Origin of the sequence: Maribacter sedimenticola (assembly GCF_900188415.1) — a bacterium.
GTDB lineage: Bacteria > Bacteroidota > Bacteroidia > Flavobacteriales > Flavobacteriaceae > Maribacter > Maribacter sedimenticola.
The window spans coordinates 184,909-200,181 of sequence record NZ_FZNV01000001.1; the positions used below are offsets into that span (position 1 = coordinate 184,909).

Consider the following 15,273-nt stretch of genomic DNA (forward strand, 5'->3'; position numbering starts at 1 on the left):
AATTAATGAATGATGATTCTTATCTCAAGGGTAGGGGTGCGCAGCGGAATACAAACAATAAATTCTCGGCTTATAGTAATGAATTTCGGGACGATTTTTTGGAATTCTGTCACCTAGAAGGTGAAATAGCGGACGACAATAAGACACAATATATACCCATATTCCCTAAAACTATTGTAAATAAGGTCAAGAGTCCAGATGTGGGCATGAACTATAGCATGAACATGTATCAAGGCTGTGAACACGGCTGTATTTATTGTTATGCTAGAAATGCTCATGAATTTTGGGGTTACAGTGCAGGTTTGGATTTTGAACGAAAAATTCTGGTAAAGCAAGATGCCCCCGTATTGTTAGAGGCCAAATTAAAAAGCAAAAGTTGGAAAGCCGAGACCATTGTCATGTCTGGTAACACGGATTGTTATCAACCCGCTGAACGTAAATTTAAACTCACCAGGAAATGTTTGGAAGTCTTTTTAAAATATAGGCATCCAGTGGGTATCATCACCAAAAATGCATTGATATTGCGAGATTTGGATATTCTGAAAGAATTAAGTGCGCATGGTTTAATTGGTGTTAATATTTCCGTCACCTCTCTATCCGAAGAAACTAGACGTATGGTGGAACCTAGGACTACCACTATTAAAAAAAGATTGGAAGCAATTGGGGTATTATCTGCAGCAGGTATTCCCGTAAATGCCATGTTGGCCCCCATAATTCCTGGAATAAATAGTCATGAAATTTTAAAATTGGCAAAAGCGGTATCTGATCAAGGAGCGGTTTCTATGGCATTTACGTTGGTACGATTAAACGGAGCTATAGGAGAAATTTTTACGGATTGGATTAGGAAAGCCTTGCCAGACAAGGCGGACAAAGTGTTACATCAAATAAGTGAATGCCACGGGGGATCGCTAAACGATAGTAGGTTTGGAATACGAAAAAAAGGTCAGGGCAAAATAGCTTCTCAAATTCATGATATGTTTGATCTGGCCAAACGTATGTATTTCAAGGATAAAAAATTTCCAACATTAAATACCGGTTTGTATGAGACTTATAGAGATGGTCAGTTAAAACTATTTTAATTAATAATCAATAAGAAGGAAACTTTTTCAAAGGGGATATATTTTGAAAAATTATAGGTGATTACCTTCCATTTGCAGCTAATATTTTATTCAATAAGAGGTAAACATGTATTAAGTCAGGAATAATTAATTTTTGGTTAATTGGAACAGCTATCATAGTTGGTTTAAACAACTCTAAATAACATTTATTACACGGTATAATAATTATAGTTTATATGAATTTTTTTAAAAAGTTGAATTGTATAATTTGAGAGATAAATCCATGAAAATGAAAGAATTAATTTAAATGAATTAAAAAAATATGTTTTTACAGCAGTATTTGCTACGTAAATAATATGCGGTTTTACACCTAAAAAAAATTCTTTAAAAACTTTTGTTAAAATAACATCCAAAAGACATATATAAGCGTAGATAGGGGGAATGTAATAAATACTAGAGCCATTTATGAAAGCCAAGAATACTACCAAGAAAGATTTAAATATCCAGAGCCCACAAAATAAGTCGGCAAATACAAAAAAATCTATTTTTTCCAGATTAAAACATATCATTGAAAATGCCAATGCATGGGGTGTTTTTGTAATGGGAAGTACATTTGTTTTAATGTTTGGGAGTGCTTATTTAGCATATATCCTACAGAATGATTTTACACAATTGCATCTTGAAAGAAGAAGCACGTTGATCGGACTTATTTTTATGGTCGTTGCAGCTGCTTTTTTTGTTTTTAAATTAAGTTTCTTTATCTACACCTTTATTAGGTTTTTAAAGTATAAGGCTATCCCATCGGTTTCAGATGAGGAATTGCCATCTGTTACAGTAATTGTACCAGCCTATAATGAAGGCAAGCAGGTATGGGCCACATTAAAAAGTTTAGCGGAAAGTGATTTCCCTGCACATAAAGTTCAATTATTGGCAATTGATGACGGTAGTAAGGATGATACATGGAATTGGATGCTAGAGGCCAAAAAAGAGTTGGGAGACAGGGTATCTATTTGTCAGCAACCCAAGAACATGGGTAAACGTCATGCACTTTACAGAGGTTTTAAGGAAGGTACAGGTGAAATTTTTGTTACCGTAGATAGTGATTCCATTGTGGATAAGGATACCTTGAGAAATTTGGTAAGTCCGTTTATCGTTGATGAGAATTGTGGTGCAGTAGCAGGTAATATTCGTGTGCTTAACAATAAGAAAGAAATTTTACCTAAGATGCTAGATGTAAGTTTTGCGCTTAGTTTTGAATTTGTACGGTCTTCTGAAAGTACATTGAATTCTGTACTATGTACCCCAGGTGCATTGGCAGCATACAGGGCAACAGCAGTTTTTGGTTGTTTGGAGGAGTGGATCAATCAAACGTTTATGGGGCAACCTTCCGATATTGGGGAAGATAGGGCCATGACAAATATGATTTTGAAGCAAGGTTATCATGTATTGTTCCAAAGGAACGCGTTTGCTTATACCAATGTTCCGGAAAAATATAAAGGGTTGTATAAGATGTTCATTAGATGGGGTAGAAGTAATGTCCGTGAAAATATACAAATGTCCAAATACGTCTTTACAAATTTCAGAAAAGGACCTAAGGCAGGTACAAGGTTGTTGTTTTTCAGCCAGTTTTCAAGAATTGTACTTTGCTATCCTTTTGTATTGTTCATGTTGGTATTCGTATTTACACACCCACTGTTATTTTTAAGCTCTACGTTCTTAAGTATATTGGTATTATCTACTTTCCCTGTAATATTTTATGCTAAGCGTTATACGTTAATAGAATCATTTTGGGCATACTCATATAGCGTGCTATATACATTTGGTCTATTCTGGATTACACCTTATGCAATAGCTACGGCAAGTAGAAGAGGTTGGTTGACTAGGGAATTACCACAGAAATAAGAGTAAAATTTTAAATAATATAAAAGGGCTTCAATAGTTGAAGCCCTTTTTTCATTTCAAAAAAGTAATGATTTGTGGTTTGGATTTAGATTTTTAATGGATTCCATTCCCTATAAAATTGCTCTAGGAAATCGATCATATATTGGTGTCGTTCTTCCGCTAATCGCTTACCGGTGTCCGTATTCATTTTATCCTTGAGCAACAATAATTTTTCGTAGAAATGATTAATGGTAGGTGCGGTAGATTTTTTATATTCTTCCTTGGTCATTCCTAAATTAGGGGAAATTTCAGGATCGTACATGGCCCTATTTTTAAACCCTCCATAATTAAATGCTCGGGCAATTCCTATTGCGCCTATGGCATCTAGACGATCGGCATCTTGTACAACCTGTAGTTCTTTGGATGTAAACAGTTTTTTCTTCAATTTTCCATCAACAATACCGGCTTTAAAAGAGCTGTATTTTATAATTTTTATAACGTGATTTATCGTCCTTTTTGGAACTTTTAGGCTAAGTAGAAAATTTTCCGCCATTTTAGGGCCTAAGCTCTCGTCCCCATTATTGAACTTTGCATCGGCAATATCATGTAAAAGAGCCCCCAAGCTAACGACCAAAATATTAACGTTTTCGTCCTTGGCAATGAGCATGGTATTTTTAAAAACGCGTTGTATATGAAACCAATCATGGCCTCCTTCCGCATTTTGTAATGTTTCTTTCACAAAAGTGATGGTCTCTTCTACTATTTCTGTGTCGGTCATTTAAAGGAGTTTATTCCGCTAACTACGGATGCTTCAATTTTACGGATTAGGTCATCTAGGTTACCATTGTTCTCCAGTGGTTTTTGAACATCTATGCGGACCTTTGCGCCTAATCCCATAGGAAATTGACCATAGCGCACCAATTTCCATGAATTGTTGATACTAATTGGTACGACCAATGCTGAGGGTGCTTTTTTTAATAACATTTTTAGCCCCATAGGCTTAAAAGGTTTTGGATGTCCATCCCTACTTCGAGTGCCTTCCGGAAAAATTACCGCACTTCTATTGTACTGTTCTATATAGGTTCCTAATTTTCCTATTTCCATGAGGGCGGATTTGCCATCATTTCTATCAATAAGTACGGAACCTCCATGAACAAGATTGAACGAAACACTGGGAATGCCTTTCCCTAATTCTTTTTTGCTCACAAATTTTGGATGGTGCTTTCTTAGATACCAAATCAATGGGGGTATGTCATACATGCTTTGATGATTGGTGACAATGATCAAGGGCCTATCTGAAGGCAGGTCATAGGTGTTGGTGTATCGATATGTTGTGCCCAGTATATTGGTACTGCGCATCAAGAAAAAGTTCAACTTGCTTACTACTGGCTTTAATCCGTTATACCCAAACAGTTTAAAAGCGATCCATTGCATTGGATGAAAAACAAGCAGGCATAGGCCAAATGCCACAAAAAAGAAGGGGGTAACAATATAGGAGAGCATTTTTTGCATGCTACAAAAATAAAAAACCGCTCAATTAGAGCGGTTTTTTAAACTTATTATTTTAGGGTAAAATACGATTCTTGCAAACCTTAACAAAACTCGTCATAAGCTTGTACAAGATTTTGTGCGATCATTTCCGCAGGTCTTCCTTCTATATGATGGCGCTCGATCATATGAACCAACTCACCATTTTTGAACAATGCCATAGATGGCGAAGATGGGGGGAAAGGGACCATTAAATTTCTGGCCGCATCTACCGCTTCCTTATCCACACCGGCAAATACCGTAACTGCATGGTCCGGTTTTTTATCGTTCTGCAAACTCATTTTGGCTGCAGGTCTTGCATTGGCGGCCGCACAACCACATACAGAATTTACAACCACTAAAGTTGTTCCTTCTTTATTGATGGCATTTGTCACTGCTTCCGCAGTATATAATTCTTCAAATCCGGCAGAAGCCAGATCATCTCTCATTGGTTTTACTAATTCCGCAGGGTACATATTCTTATTGTTTAAATTAAACTAATACAAAGATAACCAATTAGTCGTACAGGAGGAGAAGACCTTAACTTTTCATTGGCCCAACTTTCTATTGGTAATATTTTATCTTTGGCAAAATTCATATTACGAAATGATCAAATGGTTGGGAGCCGTAGTCGGCTTTTTTTTGAGAGGGTTATCTGGGGCAATACTAGGTTTTTTTGCAGGTAGCATTATAGATAATTTTTTTGGGCCAAGTACCGGCAGTGCCAAAAGTGTATTCCAAGATTATACCAGGCCAAATGTGACCCCTGCGGATTTTGAACTTAACTTACTTTCCCTGTGTTCTATCGTTATTAAGGCAGATGGACAAGTGAGCCAATCTGAAATGGATTATGTTAGACAATATTTTGTAAGTACTTATGGTAAAGAAAAGGCCAATGCCATTTTTAGGACATTTAATGATATCAATAAGAAAGGGCAAATCTCAGCACAAAGGATAGGTACGTTTTTAGCACAACGCACGCGTTATGAAGTGCGTTTACAACTTCTTCATTTCTTATTTGGTATTGCACAGGCAGATGGTAGTATTAGTAATCCGGAAATACAAAAAATTAGGGAAATAGCGGGTTACCTTAGGGTTTCCATTAATGAATTTGATAGCATAAAGGCGATGTTCGTAAAATCTGCCAATAATGCCTATAAAATATTGGATGTGCCAAAAACCGCTACAGATGCAGAAATTAAAAAGGCATATAGGACCATGGCCAAAAAATATCATCCCGATCGGGTAAACACCCAAGATGAAGCCATTAAAAAAGGAGCGGAAGAGAAATTTAAACAGGTACAGGAGGCTTACGAAACCATTCAAAAAGAACGAGGCATAAATTAATTAACTAAAACACATGCTATGCAAGATTTTTGGTTTTATATACAATTGGGTTTACAACATGTTTTGGATATCAATGCATATGATCATATTTTATTCTTATCCGCCCTGGCGCTTCCATTTACGTTTAAAAGTTGGAAAAAAGTTCTATTACTGGCAACCGTTTTTACCATAACCCACTGTTTGGCCTTAGTGCTTTCCGTGTTTGAGCTAATTGTGGTCAATGCAGGATATATAGAATTTTTAATTCCGGTAACCATATTGGCAACGGCCCTCTATAACCTATTCATTCTTAAGGACGATAATGATGGGAAAACCATATGGTTTCACTTGCTTTCTACCGGTATATTTGGGTTGATTCATGGTTTTGGATTTTCAAATTATTTTAAAATGATGGTAATGGGAGAAGATGAAAAATTGATACCATTGTTGGGTTTTGCAGGAGGTATAGAATTATCTCAAGTGCTAATAGTCATGTTGGTATTGGTATTGGCATTTGTTTTACAGTCCATACTCAACGTAAAGCAACGTTTGTTCATTGCTGTTGGTAGTATGCTTATAATTTTTATTACTCTGCCGTTGCTTTATACAACTTTTCCCTTTTAAGATTGTTAAATTTGACCTTATGACGTGGTTCTTGCCAAATAAAGCAGGTACCTTAGTGTATTCAGCTTTTTTAAAGCTTGATCAAGATGAATAAAGAAAAACAGTTAAAGTATGATAGGGCCTATTTAAGAATGGCCAAGGAATGGGGTAAATTGTCCTCATGTAAGAGAAAACAGGTTGGTGCTATCATTGTAAAGGATAGAATGATTATATCCGATGGGTATAACGGTACGCCAACAGGTTTTGAAAATTATTGTGAGGATGAGAATGGATACACAAAATGGTATGTTTTACATGCCGAGGCCAATGCAATTCTTAAAGTAGCCAGTTCTACTCAATCATGTCAAGGCGCTACGTTGTATATTACCTTATCTCCTTGCAGGGAGTGCAGTAAACTTATACATCAAGCCGGTATAAAACGTGTTGTCTATCAAATTGGTTATAAAGATGATTCCGGAATACGATTTTTGGAAAAGGCCAAAGTAGAAGTTGAACATATGCCAGAAATAAATGTTACTATATAACGTTTAAGTTAAAGATGAATAAAAAATTTAATTTTCTATTACCATTAATTATTTCCGCAGCTGTGGCCTTGGGGGTATTTTTGGGTGGAAAGTTAAATTTCAACGATTCACCGGAACGCCTTTTTTCTACCAACTCCAAAAAAGACAAGCTTAACAGATTAATAGATTATATAGACTACGAATACGTTGATGATGTCAATACAGATAGTATCGTAGATGTTACCGTTAATAGTATTCTAGAGAAATTAGACCCGCACTCCGTATATATTTCTGAAAAGGAAATGGACCGTGTCGCGGAAAACATGAAGGGCGATTTTGTTGGTATTGGCGTAAATTTTTATGCGTACCATGATACAATTACGGTTATAAAAACCGTAAAGGACGGGCCAAGCTATAAAAAAGGAATTTTACCTGGTGATCGTATCTTAATGGCAGATAATGATACCTTGTTCGGAAAAGAATATCCAAGTGAAATTATAGTGGATAAATTAAAGGGTCAAGAAGGGACCATGGTCAATCTTACCATTTATAGAAAAGCGGAAGACAAAATTTTTAATGTTAAGGTAAAAAGAGGAGTGGTTCCATTAAAAAGTGTGGAGTCTTTCTATATGCTTACCAACGATATAGGATATATAAAGGTCAATAGATTTGCAGAATCTACTTATAAGGAGTTTAAGACCGCTTTGATGGAATTGCAGGACCGAGGTGCGGAACAATTAGTTTTGGACTTAAGGGACAATCCTGGGGGTTATCTTGGTATGGCAGAAGAAATGGCCGATGAATTCTTGGAAGACGGTAAATTAATATTGTTTACAAAAAATAAAAAAGGTAAAATCAATAAAAGTTTTGCTACGGATGATGGATCTTTTGAGGACAAGCCCGTATATGTCCTGATCAATGAGCGATCTGCTTCTGCAAGTGAAATTGTAGCGGGCGCCCTGCAGGATAATGATATAGGTACCATAGTAGGAAGAAGATCTTTTGGAAAAGGTCTTGTGCAGCGAGAAATGGCTTTAGGAGACGGTTCTGCGGTAAGATTGACCGTTTCAAGGTATTATACCCCAACAGGCCGTAGCATTCAAAAAACATATGCCAACGGCACCAAGGATTATTACCAAAAATTTACGGACCGTTACCATAGTGGTGAAATGATTTCCGTAGACAGTATAAAAGTAGCGGATTCGTTAAAGTTCGTTACCCCCAAAGGAAAGGTCGTATACGGCGGTGGTGGAATTATACCAGATGTATTTGTGCCTATTGGGAGTAATGAGGAAGAAGCGGTTGAGAGTATGGATAGCCTAGGATTTTTATCTTTTTTTGTATTTGAACACCTAGAGGAGGATCGGGACAGATACGCCCAATACAACCAAGAATCCTTTGTAAACGATTTTAATGTGGATGATATTCTTTTTGAAAGATTCGTAGAATATTCCATAGACAGAAATCTACGGATGAATTTTTACGATTATGAATCCAGTATAAAGCGTTTTTTAAAGGCCAGTATTGCAGAGCAATTGTTCAATACGAACATTCATGCCAAAATTAAGGCAGACGAAGATGCAATGTTGCAAAAAGTTTTAGAATTGGACAATGCTAGAAAATGGCAGAATAAAACCGCACAGATTAAAGCAAGTAATTAATCCTTGTTAATTTTATCCTGTATTTTTTTACTGGTAACAAAGACCAATAGCAATACAATGGCACACAATGAGGCCATAATACCAATTAATGCTATGGTACTATTTTTCTCAAAGGGATCGGCAAAATTTACCAAGGTTACATTGTAGGCTATTAAACCTACCGCCACAACAATGAAGATTATGGATAATGTCTTGCTCATAATTAATTTTTTATAAAAATACGACCTAATATTCGGCTAGAAAAGTTCATTGATATTGGCCGCAAATAATTTTACGGCAATGGCCATCAAAATTACACCAAATACCTTTCTAATAACATTGACACCACCAGACCCCAACATTTTTTCAATTTTTACGGAAGATTTTAGTACCACAAACACAAAAATAATGTTGACCACAATGGCCACAATAATGTTTTCCACATAGTATTCTGCCCTTAGGGACAATAATGAAGTCAATGTACCTGCACCGGCAATTAAAGGAAACGCAATGGGAACTATAGAAGCACTTTCCGGTTCATCATCCCTATATAACGTTATCCCCAAAATCATTTCAATGGCAAGGAAAAAAATGATGAAGGAACCGGCAACCGCAAAGGAATTTACATCAATACCTATTAGGTTCAAGATTTCCTCTCCTAAAAAAAGAAAGGCTACCATGATGATTGCCGCAACTATAGAAGCTTTTTCAGATTGGATATGGCCAACCTTTTTTCTTAGGCCAATTATGATAGGAATACTTCCTAAAATATCGATAACGGCAAACAAAACCATACTGGCTGTAATGATTTCCCTAAAGTTAAAATGAAATTCCATAATGAAAATTTTTGCAAATTTACGTTTATAAAAGCCATTTAGATGTTTATTCATAAAATAATGTAAAGGCAATACTTTTCAAATAATGTATCTTGCGGCCTTTAAATTAGACCATGTTTCAATTAGGAAAGACCATAGTATCCGAGGAAATTATAGAAAATGATTTTGTATGTAATCTTAATGCTTGCAAAGGGGGGTGTTGTGTTGATGGTGAGGCAGGTGCTCCCGTAGAGGATAGCGAAACTGAAATCATGGTGGATATCTTTGCTAAAGTTAAACCGTTTCTACGGCCAGAAGGTATAAAGGTAATAGAAGAACAAGGTGCTTTTGTAAAAGGAGAGGATGGCGAATGGGAAACCCCGTTGGTCAATGGCAGTGAATGTGCATATGTGATATTTGATCAACATAAAATTGCAAAATGCGGTATTGAAGAAGCGTATAACCAAGGCAAGATCAAATGGAAAAAACCTGTTTCCTGCCACCTTTATCCTATAAGGGTAAAAGAGTATACGGAACTTACCGCGGTCAATTATCATAAATGGCATATCTGTGACCCTGCATGTGCCCTTGGGGAAGAACTTAAAGTGCCCATATATAAGTTTGTAAAAGAGGCCCTAATCCGTAAGTTTGGAGAAGCTTGGTACAGTGAGCTGGAGGAAGTGGCCGCAGACTACCTTAAATAGTTGGTATGTAGATAATTATTTGAGTTCCGGTGGGTATGTTGTCCTCATTGTATTTATCTATAATCTCAACATGAAAATAATTTTCATAATCTCGAGAAAAATTGGCCAACCGCTCTTTGGTAATATCTATACCTACGGATTTTCTTTTTAACACTTTACTGTTTTTTATTTTTTCAGCGGCATCCCTACCAACACCGTTATCTGAAATGATAATCTCAATAAATCCGTTTTTACCTTTTTTAATTTCCAAATCTATGTTTTTGGCGCCATCTTTAGAAGAGAGTCCGTGCCATAGTGCATTTTCCAAGAAAGGCTGTAAGATCAAAGAGGGAATTTTAATGTTATGGGTATCTATATCATCCTTAACATGTACCTTAAAGTTAATTTCATTGGAAAAGCGTATGTTCTCTATATTCATATAAAGCTCTACGGTTTCCAATTCTTCTGCCAAAGTTATTTCCCGCTGTGAAGATGCTTCAAGTATTTTTCTTACCAATTTGGAGAATTTGTTCAGGTAATGAACCGCATTCTTTTTTTCATTATTGATAATATATAATTTGATGGAATTTAAGGAGTTGAACAGAAAATGGGGGTTCATTTGGCTTCTCAACATACTTTGTTCCAAGGTCAGCAGTTTTTTTTCAGCATTTAACTGACTTTGTCTGTAAAGGATATATAAAATACCTATGAGTAAAATTAAAAAGATACCAATAATGATCAGCATGGTTCTGTTCTTCCTCAATTTTAGACGAACATTTTCGTTTTCTGCGGCAAGGCGTTCGTATTGGTTCTCACGTATTTGCGATTCATACCGCAAAATCATATCGTTTACATATCTAAGATTTAGGGAATTTGCTATACGGTCTTCATAATTCTTGAATTCCTTAAAATATTCCATCCCCTTTTCATAATCATCGCGTTTTATCCACAGCTCGGAAAGAAATTTGTTTGCTTCCGCAATTTCAGAATCTAGGTTATAGGCTTTTCCCAGGTCCAGCCCTTTTTCTAAATTTACCTGTGCGGCATCATAGTCGCCCTTTCGAATAAAGGCCCAACCAAGGTTGATATAAATTGTGGCAACGATCTGTTTGTCCCCCAACCTAATGGCCCGTTGTAGGTTTTTTTCCAAAAGGTCAATGGCTTCTGTTATTCTGCTCAAATGAACATACACATGTGCAATACTGTAATTACATATTACCTTGCCTTTTTCAGAATCTATGATTTCATTATAGACCAAAGATTTTCTAAAATGTTGTAGTGCAGGTTCTAGTTTAGCTTGGGCTTCATAACATTCCCCAAGATTTTGATGATTGATCGCCAAGCCCAGTTTATTGTCCAACTCCTGCTCCAATATCATGGAACGTTCAAATTTCTCAATGGCCAGTTCATATTGTTCCAGCATTTGATAAATATTCCCTATACTGTTCAGTGATACATTTATACTTCGTTTTAACCCAATACTGGGTTCCGCTACGGTTTCGGCCAGTTCCAATGCTTCTTGGCTATAATCCAAGGCAGATTTAACGGCATCTGTTCTCCTGTGGACTACACTGATCATATTAAGACTATATACCCTAAATTCTATACTTTCAGCCTCAATAGAGATTTTCAACGCTTCCTGAAAATATTCCAGTGCTTTGGGGTAAAGAGATATATCCCTGTAAATTCTACCCAATTGATTGTAGGCATAGGCCTGGCCGTACAAATAATTATTTGATTTTGAAATATTGTTGACATAATGTAATAAAACACTGTCCTTTCTGTACTGCCGCAATACATTGTCTATTTCCCTGTAGGTTTTGGGGGATGCCGCAATTAAACTATCAACGTCTTTTTTGAACGGGGTTGGGATGTTCTGTGCAGATAGTAGAAATGGAAAAATAAGACATGAGATGATACCTAAAATAAAGGTGCGCTTAAAACTTTTAAGGGGAAAGGTACTTTTTAAGGGGGCCATGAACATAGTTATAGCATGTCTAAAAAATCGGATTTTTTCTGCCTTGATACCGGTATTTTATGATTCGATTTTAAAACAACATAACCATCGGTCTTCAAAAATTCCTTTATTTTATTTAGGTTCACAATGTAAGAATTGTGAATTCTAAAAAAGGAATCATCCGGTAAGATTTCATTGACCTCCTTTAGTTTTTTAGTAAGCACTATTTTTTGACCGTCACTTAAGAATATGGTACTATAGTTTCCATCAGATTCTGCATAAAGTATTTCATCGCTTTCTAGAAACAATAATTTTCCATCCGTATTTAAGGTAATCCTATTATGAGAGGCTTTGGAATTAAAATTTAACAATGCCATCTCTAATTTTTCCATTGAAAAATTTTTGTTGTTAAACTTTTTAATTTTGGTAATTGTTTCTTCAAGGTCATCCGTATCTATTGGTTTTAATAGATAATCCAGTGCTTCGCTTTTTATCGCCTTTAGGGCATATTGGTTATAGGCCGTGGTAATCACGACCGGAAAATTTTTATTGGTAAGTTTTTTAATGAATTGAAAACCATCCATAGTGGGCATTTCAATATCTAAAAAAAGACAGTCTGGTGTATGTTTTTCAAGATAGATAAGAGCATCATGTGGATTGGTAAAAGAGGCCACCACCTTTATCTCATCACTAAAGTTTGTGAGTTCCCAGGTTAAGCTTTGTAGAGCCTTTATTTCATCATCGACTATGACGGCTTGTAACATATTAGTATGGCTATGAAATTAGAAAGTTAGGAAAAATTAGGGGCATCAATCGTTCTAAATTAAAATTTTGTGTCAATGGATGCAATTTTAGTGTAATCGGTATTAGAATGCTTTTCATTATCTATTACGTATACAAATCAATTAATTTGAAAGAAAAATATTACAAATAATAAACATCCTTTTGGTTGTTGAAATTGTTTAAATCCAAATACACAAAAAAAGCAACAGGTTATACAATACCAAGAAAAGACCTTTTATGTTCATCTACCTTAGCGACTAAGATGTAATGTTTTAAATTTTATTGAACAATGAGAAAATGTGGTTTAATGTTTGGGTTGTTTATTATCGTTTTGATAATTGCGTCTAAGATTAAACAATCAGAAGAAAAATTCAATGAAAATTTAACCGTGGCGGTAGAAACGCCAATAAAGCGGCCTTAACAAATAGCAAAATCCTCCAAATGATTCAAGTAGTCATTAAATCTTTAAAAATGTTCGTATTTGGAATAACTCCATTGCTACTGATAGCGGGAGGTTCTGAAAATCCAGTGAACAATTCAAGTGTTGAACAGGGTGCGTTTCATTTTCAATTTTCCGGCATCAAAGATGAATCAATAGTAGGCAAAGCATCGTTTCAATTAAAGAACGATGTAGATGAATTTGGCAGAGTAACGAAAAACATTGAATTAAGATTTGTTCCGGCCAATGGTTGCAAGGCTGATTTGATTTCGTTTATTATAGCCTCTAATGACAATCTCAATAGAATTAATGGTACGTATGAAATAAAAAATCTTGATAGATTAATACGTCAATTTTCTGGGGTTTATGGTTTTGCCGATATCAATGAATTGAGTGAACTGCCTTTTTTTGCAAAGGACGGTACAATAGCAATACATACCAACCGCAAAAAAACGGTTTTTGGAAATATAGAAGTTACTTATGAAAATGCTGAAAGAGAACCTTTGACCATCAAAGGTTTTTTTAATGCAAATTAAATTTTAATACCAAGGAAAGTACGGTTCTTAATAAAATAGTGTATGTTATTTTATATCTAATGTTTTGAGCGCCAAAATATGTGAGGTTTACGTGTTCTGTACGTAGAATTACAATCTAAGAAAAGGTTTCGGGGGAACTACCTTGATTAGATTTGGTGGGCATTTTTCATAATATGAGCATTGGAGGGACCGTACAATTTGGTATTACCTATCTTAAAATTCCTTTTTAAATCAAGTACATTATTTAAACCATTTAGTATGATTTTATATACTTTTTGGTTTATAAAATATTTGTTCAATTTGCTTAAAAGTTACCCGCAATTTCCTTTTGGCCTAAATGCAATAAACATCACTTGCGAGCCTAGATTTCAACATTTTGTGTTAAAAACTTTGTCCTTTAAATGGCTAAACGGACTTTAAAAATTCAAAGCATTTTTGAATCTTTGATACTCCCAATGAGAAGGTATTTTTCAACTTCTTTACTACTAACTTTTAAACCATAAATGATATGTCCACAGCCTTTGAGCCTATTTTGGAAGCAAATGATGACCGCTTTGTTATTTTTCCTATAAAACACAATGACCTGTGGGAATGGTATAAAAAATGTGAGGCTTGTTTTTGGACCGCAGAGGAAATTGATCTTCATGAGGATTTAAATGACTGGAACAATAAGTTAAACGAAGATGAGCGTTTTTTCATAAAACACATCTTGGCTTTCTTTGCCGCTTCTGACGGTATTGTAAATGAAAATTTAGCTGAAAATTTTGTGAGCGAAGTGCAGTATGCAGAAGCTAAATTCTTTTATGGTTTTCAAATTATGATGGAAAACATCCACTCAGAAACCTATTCCCTTTTAATAGATACCTATGTAAAGGACGAAAAGGAAAAAAACATTCTTTTCAAGGCCATTGAGAATTTTCCGGCAATTAAGAAAAAAGCGGATTGGGCCTTAAATTGGATTGAGTCTCCTAGTTTTGCCGAGCGCTTGATCGCTTTTGCCGCGGTAGAGGGGATATTCTTTTCCGGTGCGTTTTGTTCCATATTTTGGTTAAAGAAAAGGGGTCTAATGCCCGGACTTACCTTTTCTAACGAATTAATCTCAAGGGATGAAGGTATGCATTGTGATTATGCTGTTCATTTACACAACAAACACTTAATGAACAAAGTGCCCAAAGAACGGATTACCGAAATCCTTACCAATGCACTTAATATTGAGCGAGAATTCATTACAGAATCATTGCCCGTTAGCTTAATAGGCATGAATTCTAAATTAATGACCCAGTATTTAGAATTTGTTACCGATCGCCTACTGGTAGAATTGGAATGTGATAAAGTGTATAATGCAACCAATCCGTTTGATTTTATGGACATGATTTCGTTGCAGGGTAAAACCAATTTCTTTGAAAAACGAGTGTCTGAATATCAAAAAGCCGGTGTTCTGAACAAGGACAAAGATGAAGATTCGCAAAAAATTAGTTTCGACGCTGATTTTTAATATATA

Annotated in this window: 16 protein-coding genes; 9 read left to right on the forward strand and 7 right to left on the reverse strand. The window is 35.6% G+C overall.

Annotated features, from left to right (window positions below; genetic code table 11):
- Positions 1-5 precede the first annotated feature (5 nt).
- Positions 6-1,079 (forward strand): PA0069 family radical SAM protein, encoded by a 1,074-nt coding sequence (locus tag CHB68_RS00795; RefSeq protein WP_089258617.1) that lies wholly within the window; start codon positions 6-8, stop codon positions 1,077-1,079.
- A 444-nt stretch (positions 1,080-1,523) separates the two neighbouring features.
- Positions 1,524-2,960, forward strand: a complete 1,437-nt coding sequence (locus tag CHB68_RS00805) for a glycosyltransferase (protein ID WP_089258621.1) — start codon at positions 1,524-1,526, stop codon at positions 2,958-2,960.
- Positions 2,961-3,045: 85 nt separating this feature from the next.
- On the opposite strand, the gene CHB68_RS00810 is transcribed toward CHB68_RS00805, so the two are convergent.
- The 3 genes from CHB68_RS00810 to CHB68_RS00820 form a co-directional block, all read right to left on the reverse strand.
- Complete coding sequence (locus tag CHB68_RS00810) at positions 3,046-3,717, reverse strand: HD domain-containing protein (RefSeq protein ID WP_089258623.1); 672 nt, start codon at positions 3,715-3,717, stop codon at positions 3,046-3,048.
- A complete protein-coding gene (locus CHB68_RS00815) occupies positions 3,714-4,451 on the reverse strand; it encodes a lysophospholipid acyltransferase family protein (protein WP_089258625.1) in 738 nt (245 codons plus the stop codon). Before CHB68_RS00815 ends, CHB68_RS00810 begins: the two co-directional genes overlap by 4 nt.
- Before the next feature lie 80 nt (positions 4,452-4,531).
- Positions 4,532-4,942 (reverse strand): BrxA/BrxB family bacilliredoxin, encoded by a 411-nt coding sequence (locus CHB68_RS00820; RefSeq protein WP_089258627.1) that lies wholly within the window; start codon positions 4,940-4,942, stop codon positions 4,532-4,534.
- 130 nt (positions 4,943-5,072) lie between these two features.
- Between CHB68_RS00820 and CHB68_RS00825 the strand changes: the two genes are divergently transcribed.
- The 4 genes from CHB68_RS00825 to CHB68_RS00840 all read left to right on the forward strand — a co-directional run bounded on the left by CHB68_RS00825 (position 5,073) and on the right by CHB68_RS00840 (position 8,580).
- On the forward strand, positions 5,073-5,813 hold the full coding sequence (locus CHB68_RS00825; RefSeq protein WP_089258629.1) for a TerB family tellurite resistance protein: 741 nt from the start codon (positions 5,073-5,075) through the stop codon (positions 5,811-5,813).
- Between the two features lie 18 nt (positions 5,814-5,831).
- Entirely contained in the window at positions 5,832-6,416 is a 585-nt protein-coding gene (locus tag CHB68_RS00830; protein WP_089258631.1) for a HupE/UreJ family protein, read from the forward strand.
- Between the two features lie 86 nt (positions 6,417-6,502).
- The gene (locus CHB68_RS00835) at positions 6,503-6,940 is read left to right on the forward strand and encodes a deoxycytidylate deaminase (protein WP_089258633.1); all 438 of its coding nucleotides are present in this window, start codon (positions 6,503-6,505) and stop codon (positions 6,938-6,940) included.
- Positions 6,941-6,954: 14 nt separating this feature from the next.
- A complete protein-coding gene (locus CHB68_RS00840; protein WP_089258635.1) occupies positions 6,955-8,580 on the forward strand; it encodes a S41 family peptidase in 1,626 nt (541 codons plus the stop codon).
- Here CHB68_RS00840 and CHB68_RS00845 read toward each other — a convergent pair.
- Entirely contained in the window at positions 8,577-8,780 is a 204-nt protein-coding gene (locus CHB68_RS00845; protein ID WP_089258637.1) for a hypothetical protein, read from the reverse strand. The genes CHB68_RS00840 and CHB68_RS00845 overlap by 4 nt on opposite strands.
- A 36-nt stretch (positions 8,781-8,816) precedes the next feature.
- Positions 8,817-9,395: a MarC family protein gene (locus CHB68_RS00850; protein ID WP_089259728.1), complete on the reverse strand. Its 579-nt coding sequence runs from the start codon at positions 9,393-9,395 to the stop codon at positions 8,817-8,819.
- A gap of 113 nt (positions 9,396-9,508) precedes the next feature.
- Here CHB68_RS00850 and CHB68_RS00855 point away from each other — a divergent pair, with 113 nt between their 5' ends.
- Positions 9,509-10,078, forward strand: a complete 570-nt coding sequence (locus tag CHB68_RS00855) for a DUF3109 family protein (RefSeq protein ID WP_089258639.1) — start codon at positions 9,509-9,511, stop codon at positions 10,076-10,078.
- On the opposite strand, the gene CHB68_RS00860 is transcribed toward CHB68_RS00855, so the two are convergent.
- Both CHB68_RS00860 and CHB68_RS00865 read right to left on the reverse strand, forming a co-directional pair.
- Entirely contained in the window at positions 10,071-12,035 is a 1,965-nt protein-coding gene (locus CHB68_RS00860; RefSeq protein ID WP_089259729.1) for a tetratricopeptide repeat-containing sensor histidine kinase, read from the reverse strand. The two genes, CHB68_RS00855 and CHB68_RS00860, sit on opposite strands and share 8 nt — an antisense overlap.
- Before the next feature lie 8 nt (positions 12,036-12,043).
- Complete coding sequence (locus CHB68_RS00865; RefSeq protein WP_089258641.1) at positions 12,044-12,778, reverse strand: LytR/AlgR family response regulator transcription factor; 735 nt, start codon at positions 12,776-12,778, stop codon at positions 12,044-12,046.
- A gap of 460 nt (positions 12,779-13,238) precedes the next feature.
- On the opposite strand from CHB68_RS00865, the gene CHB68_RS00870 reads away from it, so the two are divergent.
- Positions 13,239-13,772, forward strand: coding sequence for a hypothetical protein (locus tag CHB68_RS00870; protein WP_143815147.1), 534 nt, complete (start codon positions 13,239-13,241; stop codon positions 13,770-13,772).
- A 508-nt stretch (positions 13,773-14,280) separates the two neighbouring features.
- Positions 14,281-15,267 (forward strand): ribonucleotide-diphosphate reductase subunit beta, encoded by a 987-nt coding sequence (locus CHB68_RS00875; protein ID WP_089258645.1) that lies wholly within the window; start codon positions 14,281-14,283, stop codon positions 15,265-15,267.
- Positions 15,268-15,273 lie beyond the last annotated feature (6 nt).

What these genes read in the sequence shown, in the direction of transcription:
- CHB68_RS00795 (WP_089258617.1), top strand. Translation starts at nt 6, where the DNA reads ATGAATGATGATTCTTATCTCAAGGGTAGGGGTGCGCAGCGGAATACA.
- CHB68_RS00805 (WP_089258621.1), top strand. Translation starts at nt 1,524, where the DNA reads ATGAAAGCCAAGAATACTACCAAGAAAGATTTAAATATCCAGAGCCCA.
- CHB68_RS00810 (WP_089258623.1), bottom strand. Translation starts at nt 3,717, where the DNA reads ATGACCGACACAGAAATAGTAGAAGAGACCATCACTTTTGTGAAAGAA.
- CHB68_RS00815 (WP_089258625.1), bottom strand. Translation starts at nt 4,451, where the DNA reads ATGCAAAAAATGCTCTCCTATATTGTTACCCCCTTCTTTTTTGTGGCA.
- CHB68_RS00820 (WP_089258627.1), bottom strand. Translation starts at nt 4,942, where the DNA reads ATGTACCCTGCGGAATTAGTAAAACCAATGAGAGATGATCTGGCTTCT.
- CHB68_RS00825 (WP_089258629.1), top strand. Translation starts at nt 5,073, where the DNA reads ATGATCAAATGGTTGGGAGCCGTAGTCGGCTTTTTTTTGAGAGGGTTA.
- CHB68_RS00830 (WP_089258631.1), top strand. Translation starts at nt 5,832, where the DNA reads ATGCAAGATTTTTGGTTTTATATACAATTGGGTTTACAACATGTTTTG.
- CHB68_RS00835 (WP_089258633.1), top strand. Translation starts at nt 6,503, where the DNA reads ATGAATAAAGAAAAACAGTTAAAGTATGATAGGGCCTATTTAAGAATG.
- CHB68_RS00840 (WP_089258635.1), top strand. Translation starts at nt 6,955, where the DNA reads ATGAATAAAAAATTTAATTTTCTATTACCATTAATTATTTCCGCAGCT.
- CHB68_RS00845 (WP_089258637.1), bottom strand. Translation starts at nt 8,780, where the DNA reads ATGAGCAAGACATTATCCATAATCTTCATTGTTGTGGCGGTAGGTTTA.
- CHB68_RS00850 (WP_089259728.1), bottom strand. Translation starts at nt 9,395, where the DNA reads ATGGAATTTCATTTTAACTTTAGGGAAATCATTACAGCCAGTATGGTT.
- CHB68_RS00855 (WP_089258639.1), top strand. Translation starts at nt 9,509, where the DNA reads ATGTTTCAATTAGGAAAGACCATAGTATCCGAGGAAATTATAGAAAAT.
- CHB68_RS00860 (WP_089259729.1), bottom strand. Translation starts at nt 12,035, where the DNA reads ATGGCCCCCTTAAAAAGTACCTTTCCCCTTAAAAGTTTTAAGCGCACC.
- CHB68_RS00865 (WP_089258641.1), bottom strand. Translation starts at nt 12,778, where the DNA reads ATGTTACAAGCCGTCATAGTCGATGATGAAATAAAGGCTCTACAAAGC.
- CHB68_RS00870 (WP_143815147.1), top strand. Translation starts at nt 13,239, where the DNA reads ATGATTCAAGTAGTCATTAAATCTTTAAAAATGTTCGTATTTGGAATA.
- CHB68_RS00875 (WP_089258645.1), top strand. Translation starts at nt 14,281, where the DNA reads ATGTCCACAGCCTTTGAGCCTATTTTGGAAGCAAATGATGACCGCTTT.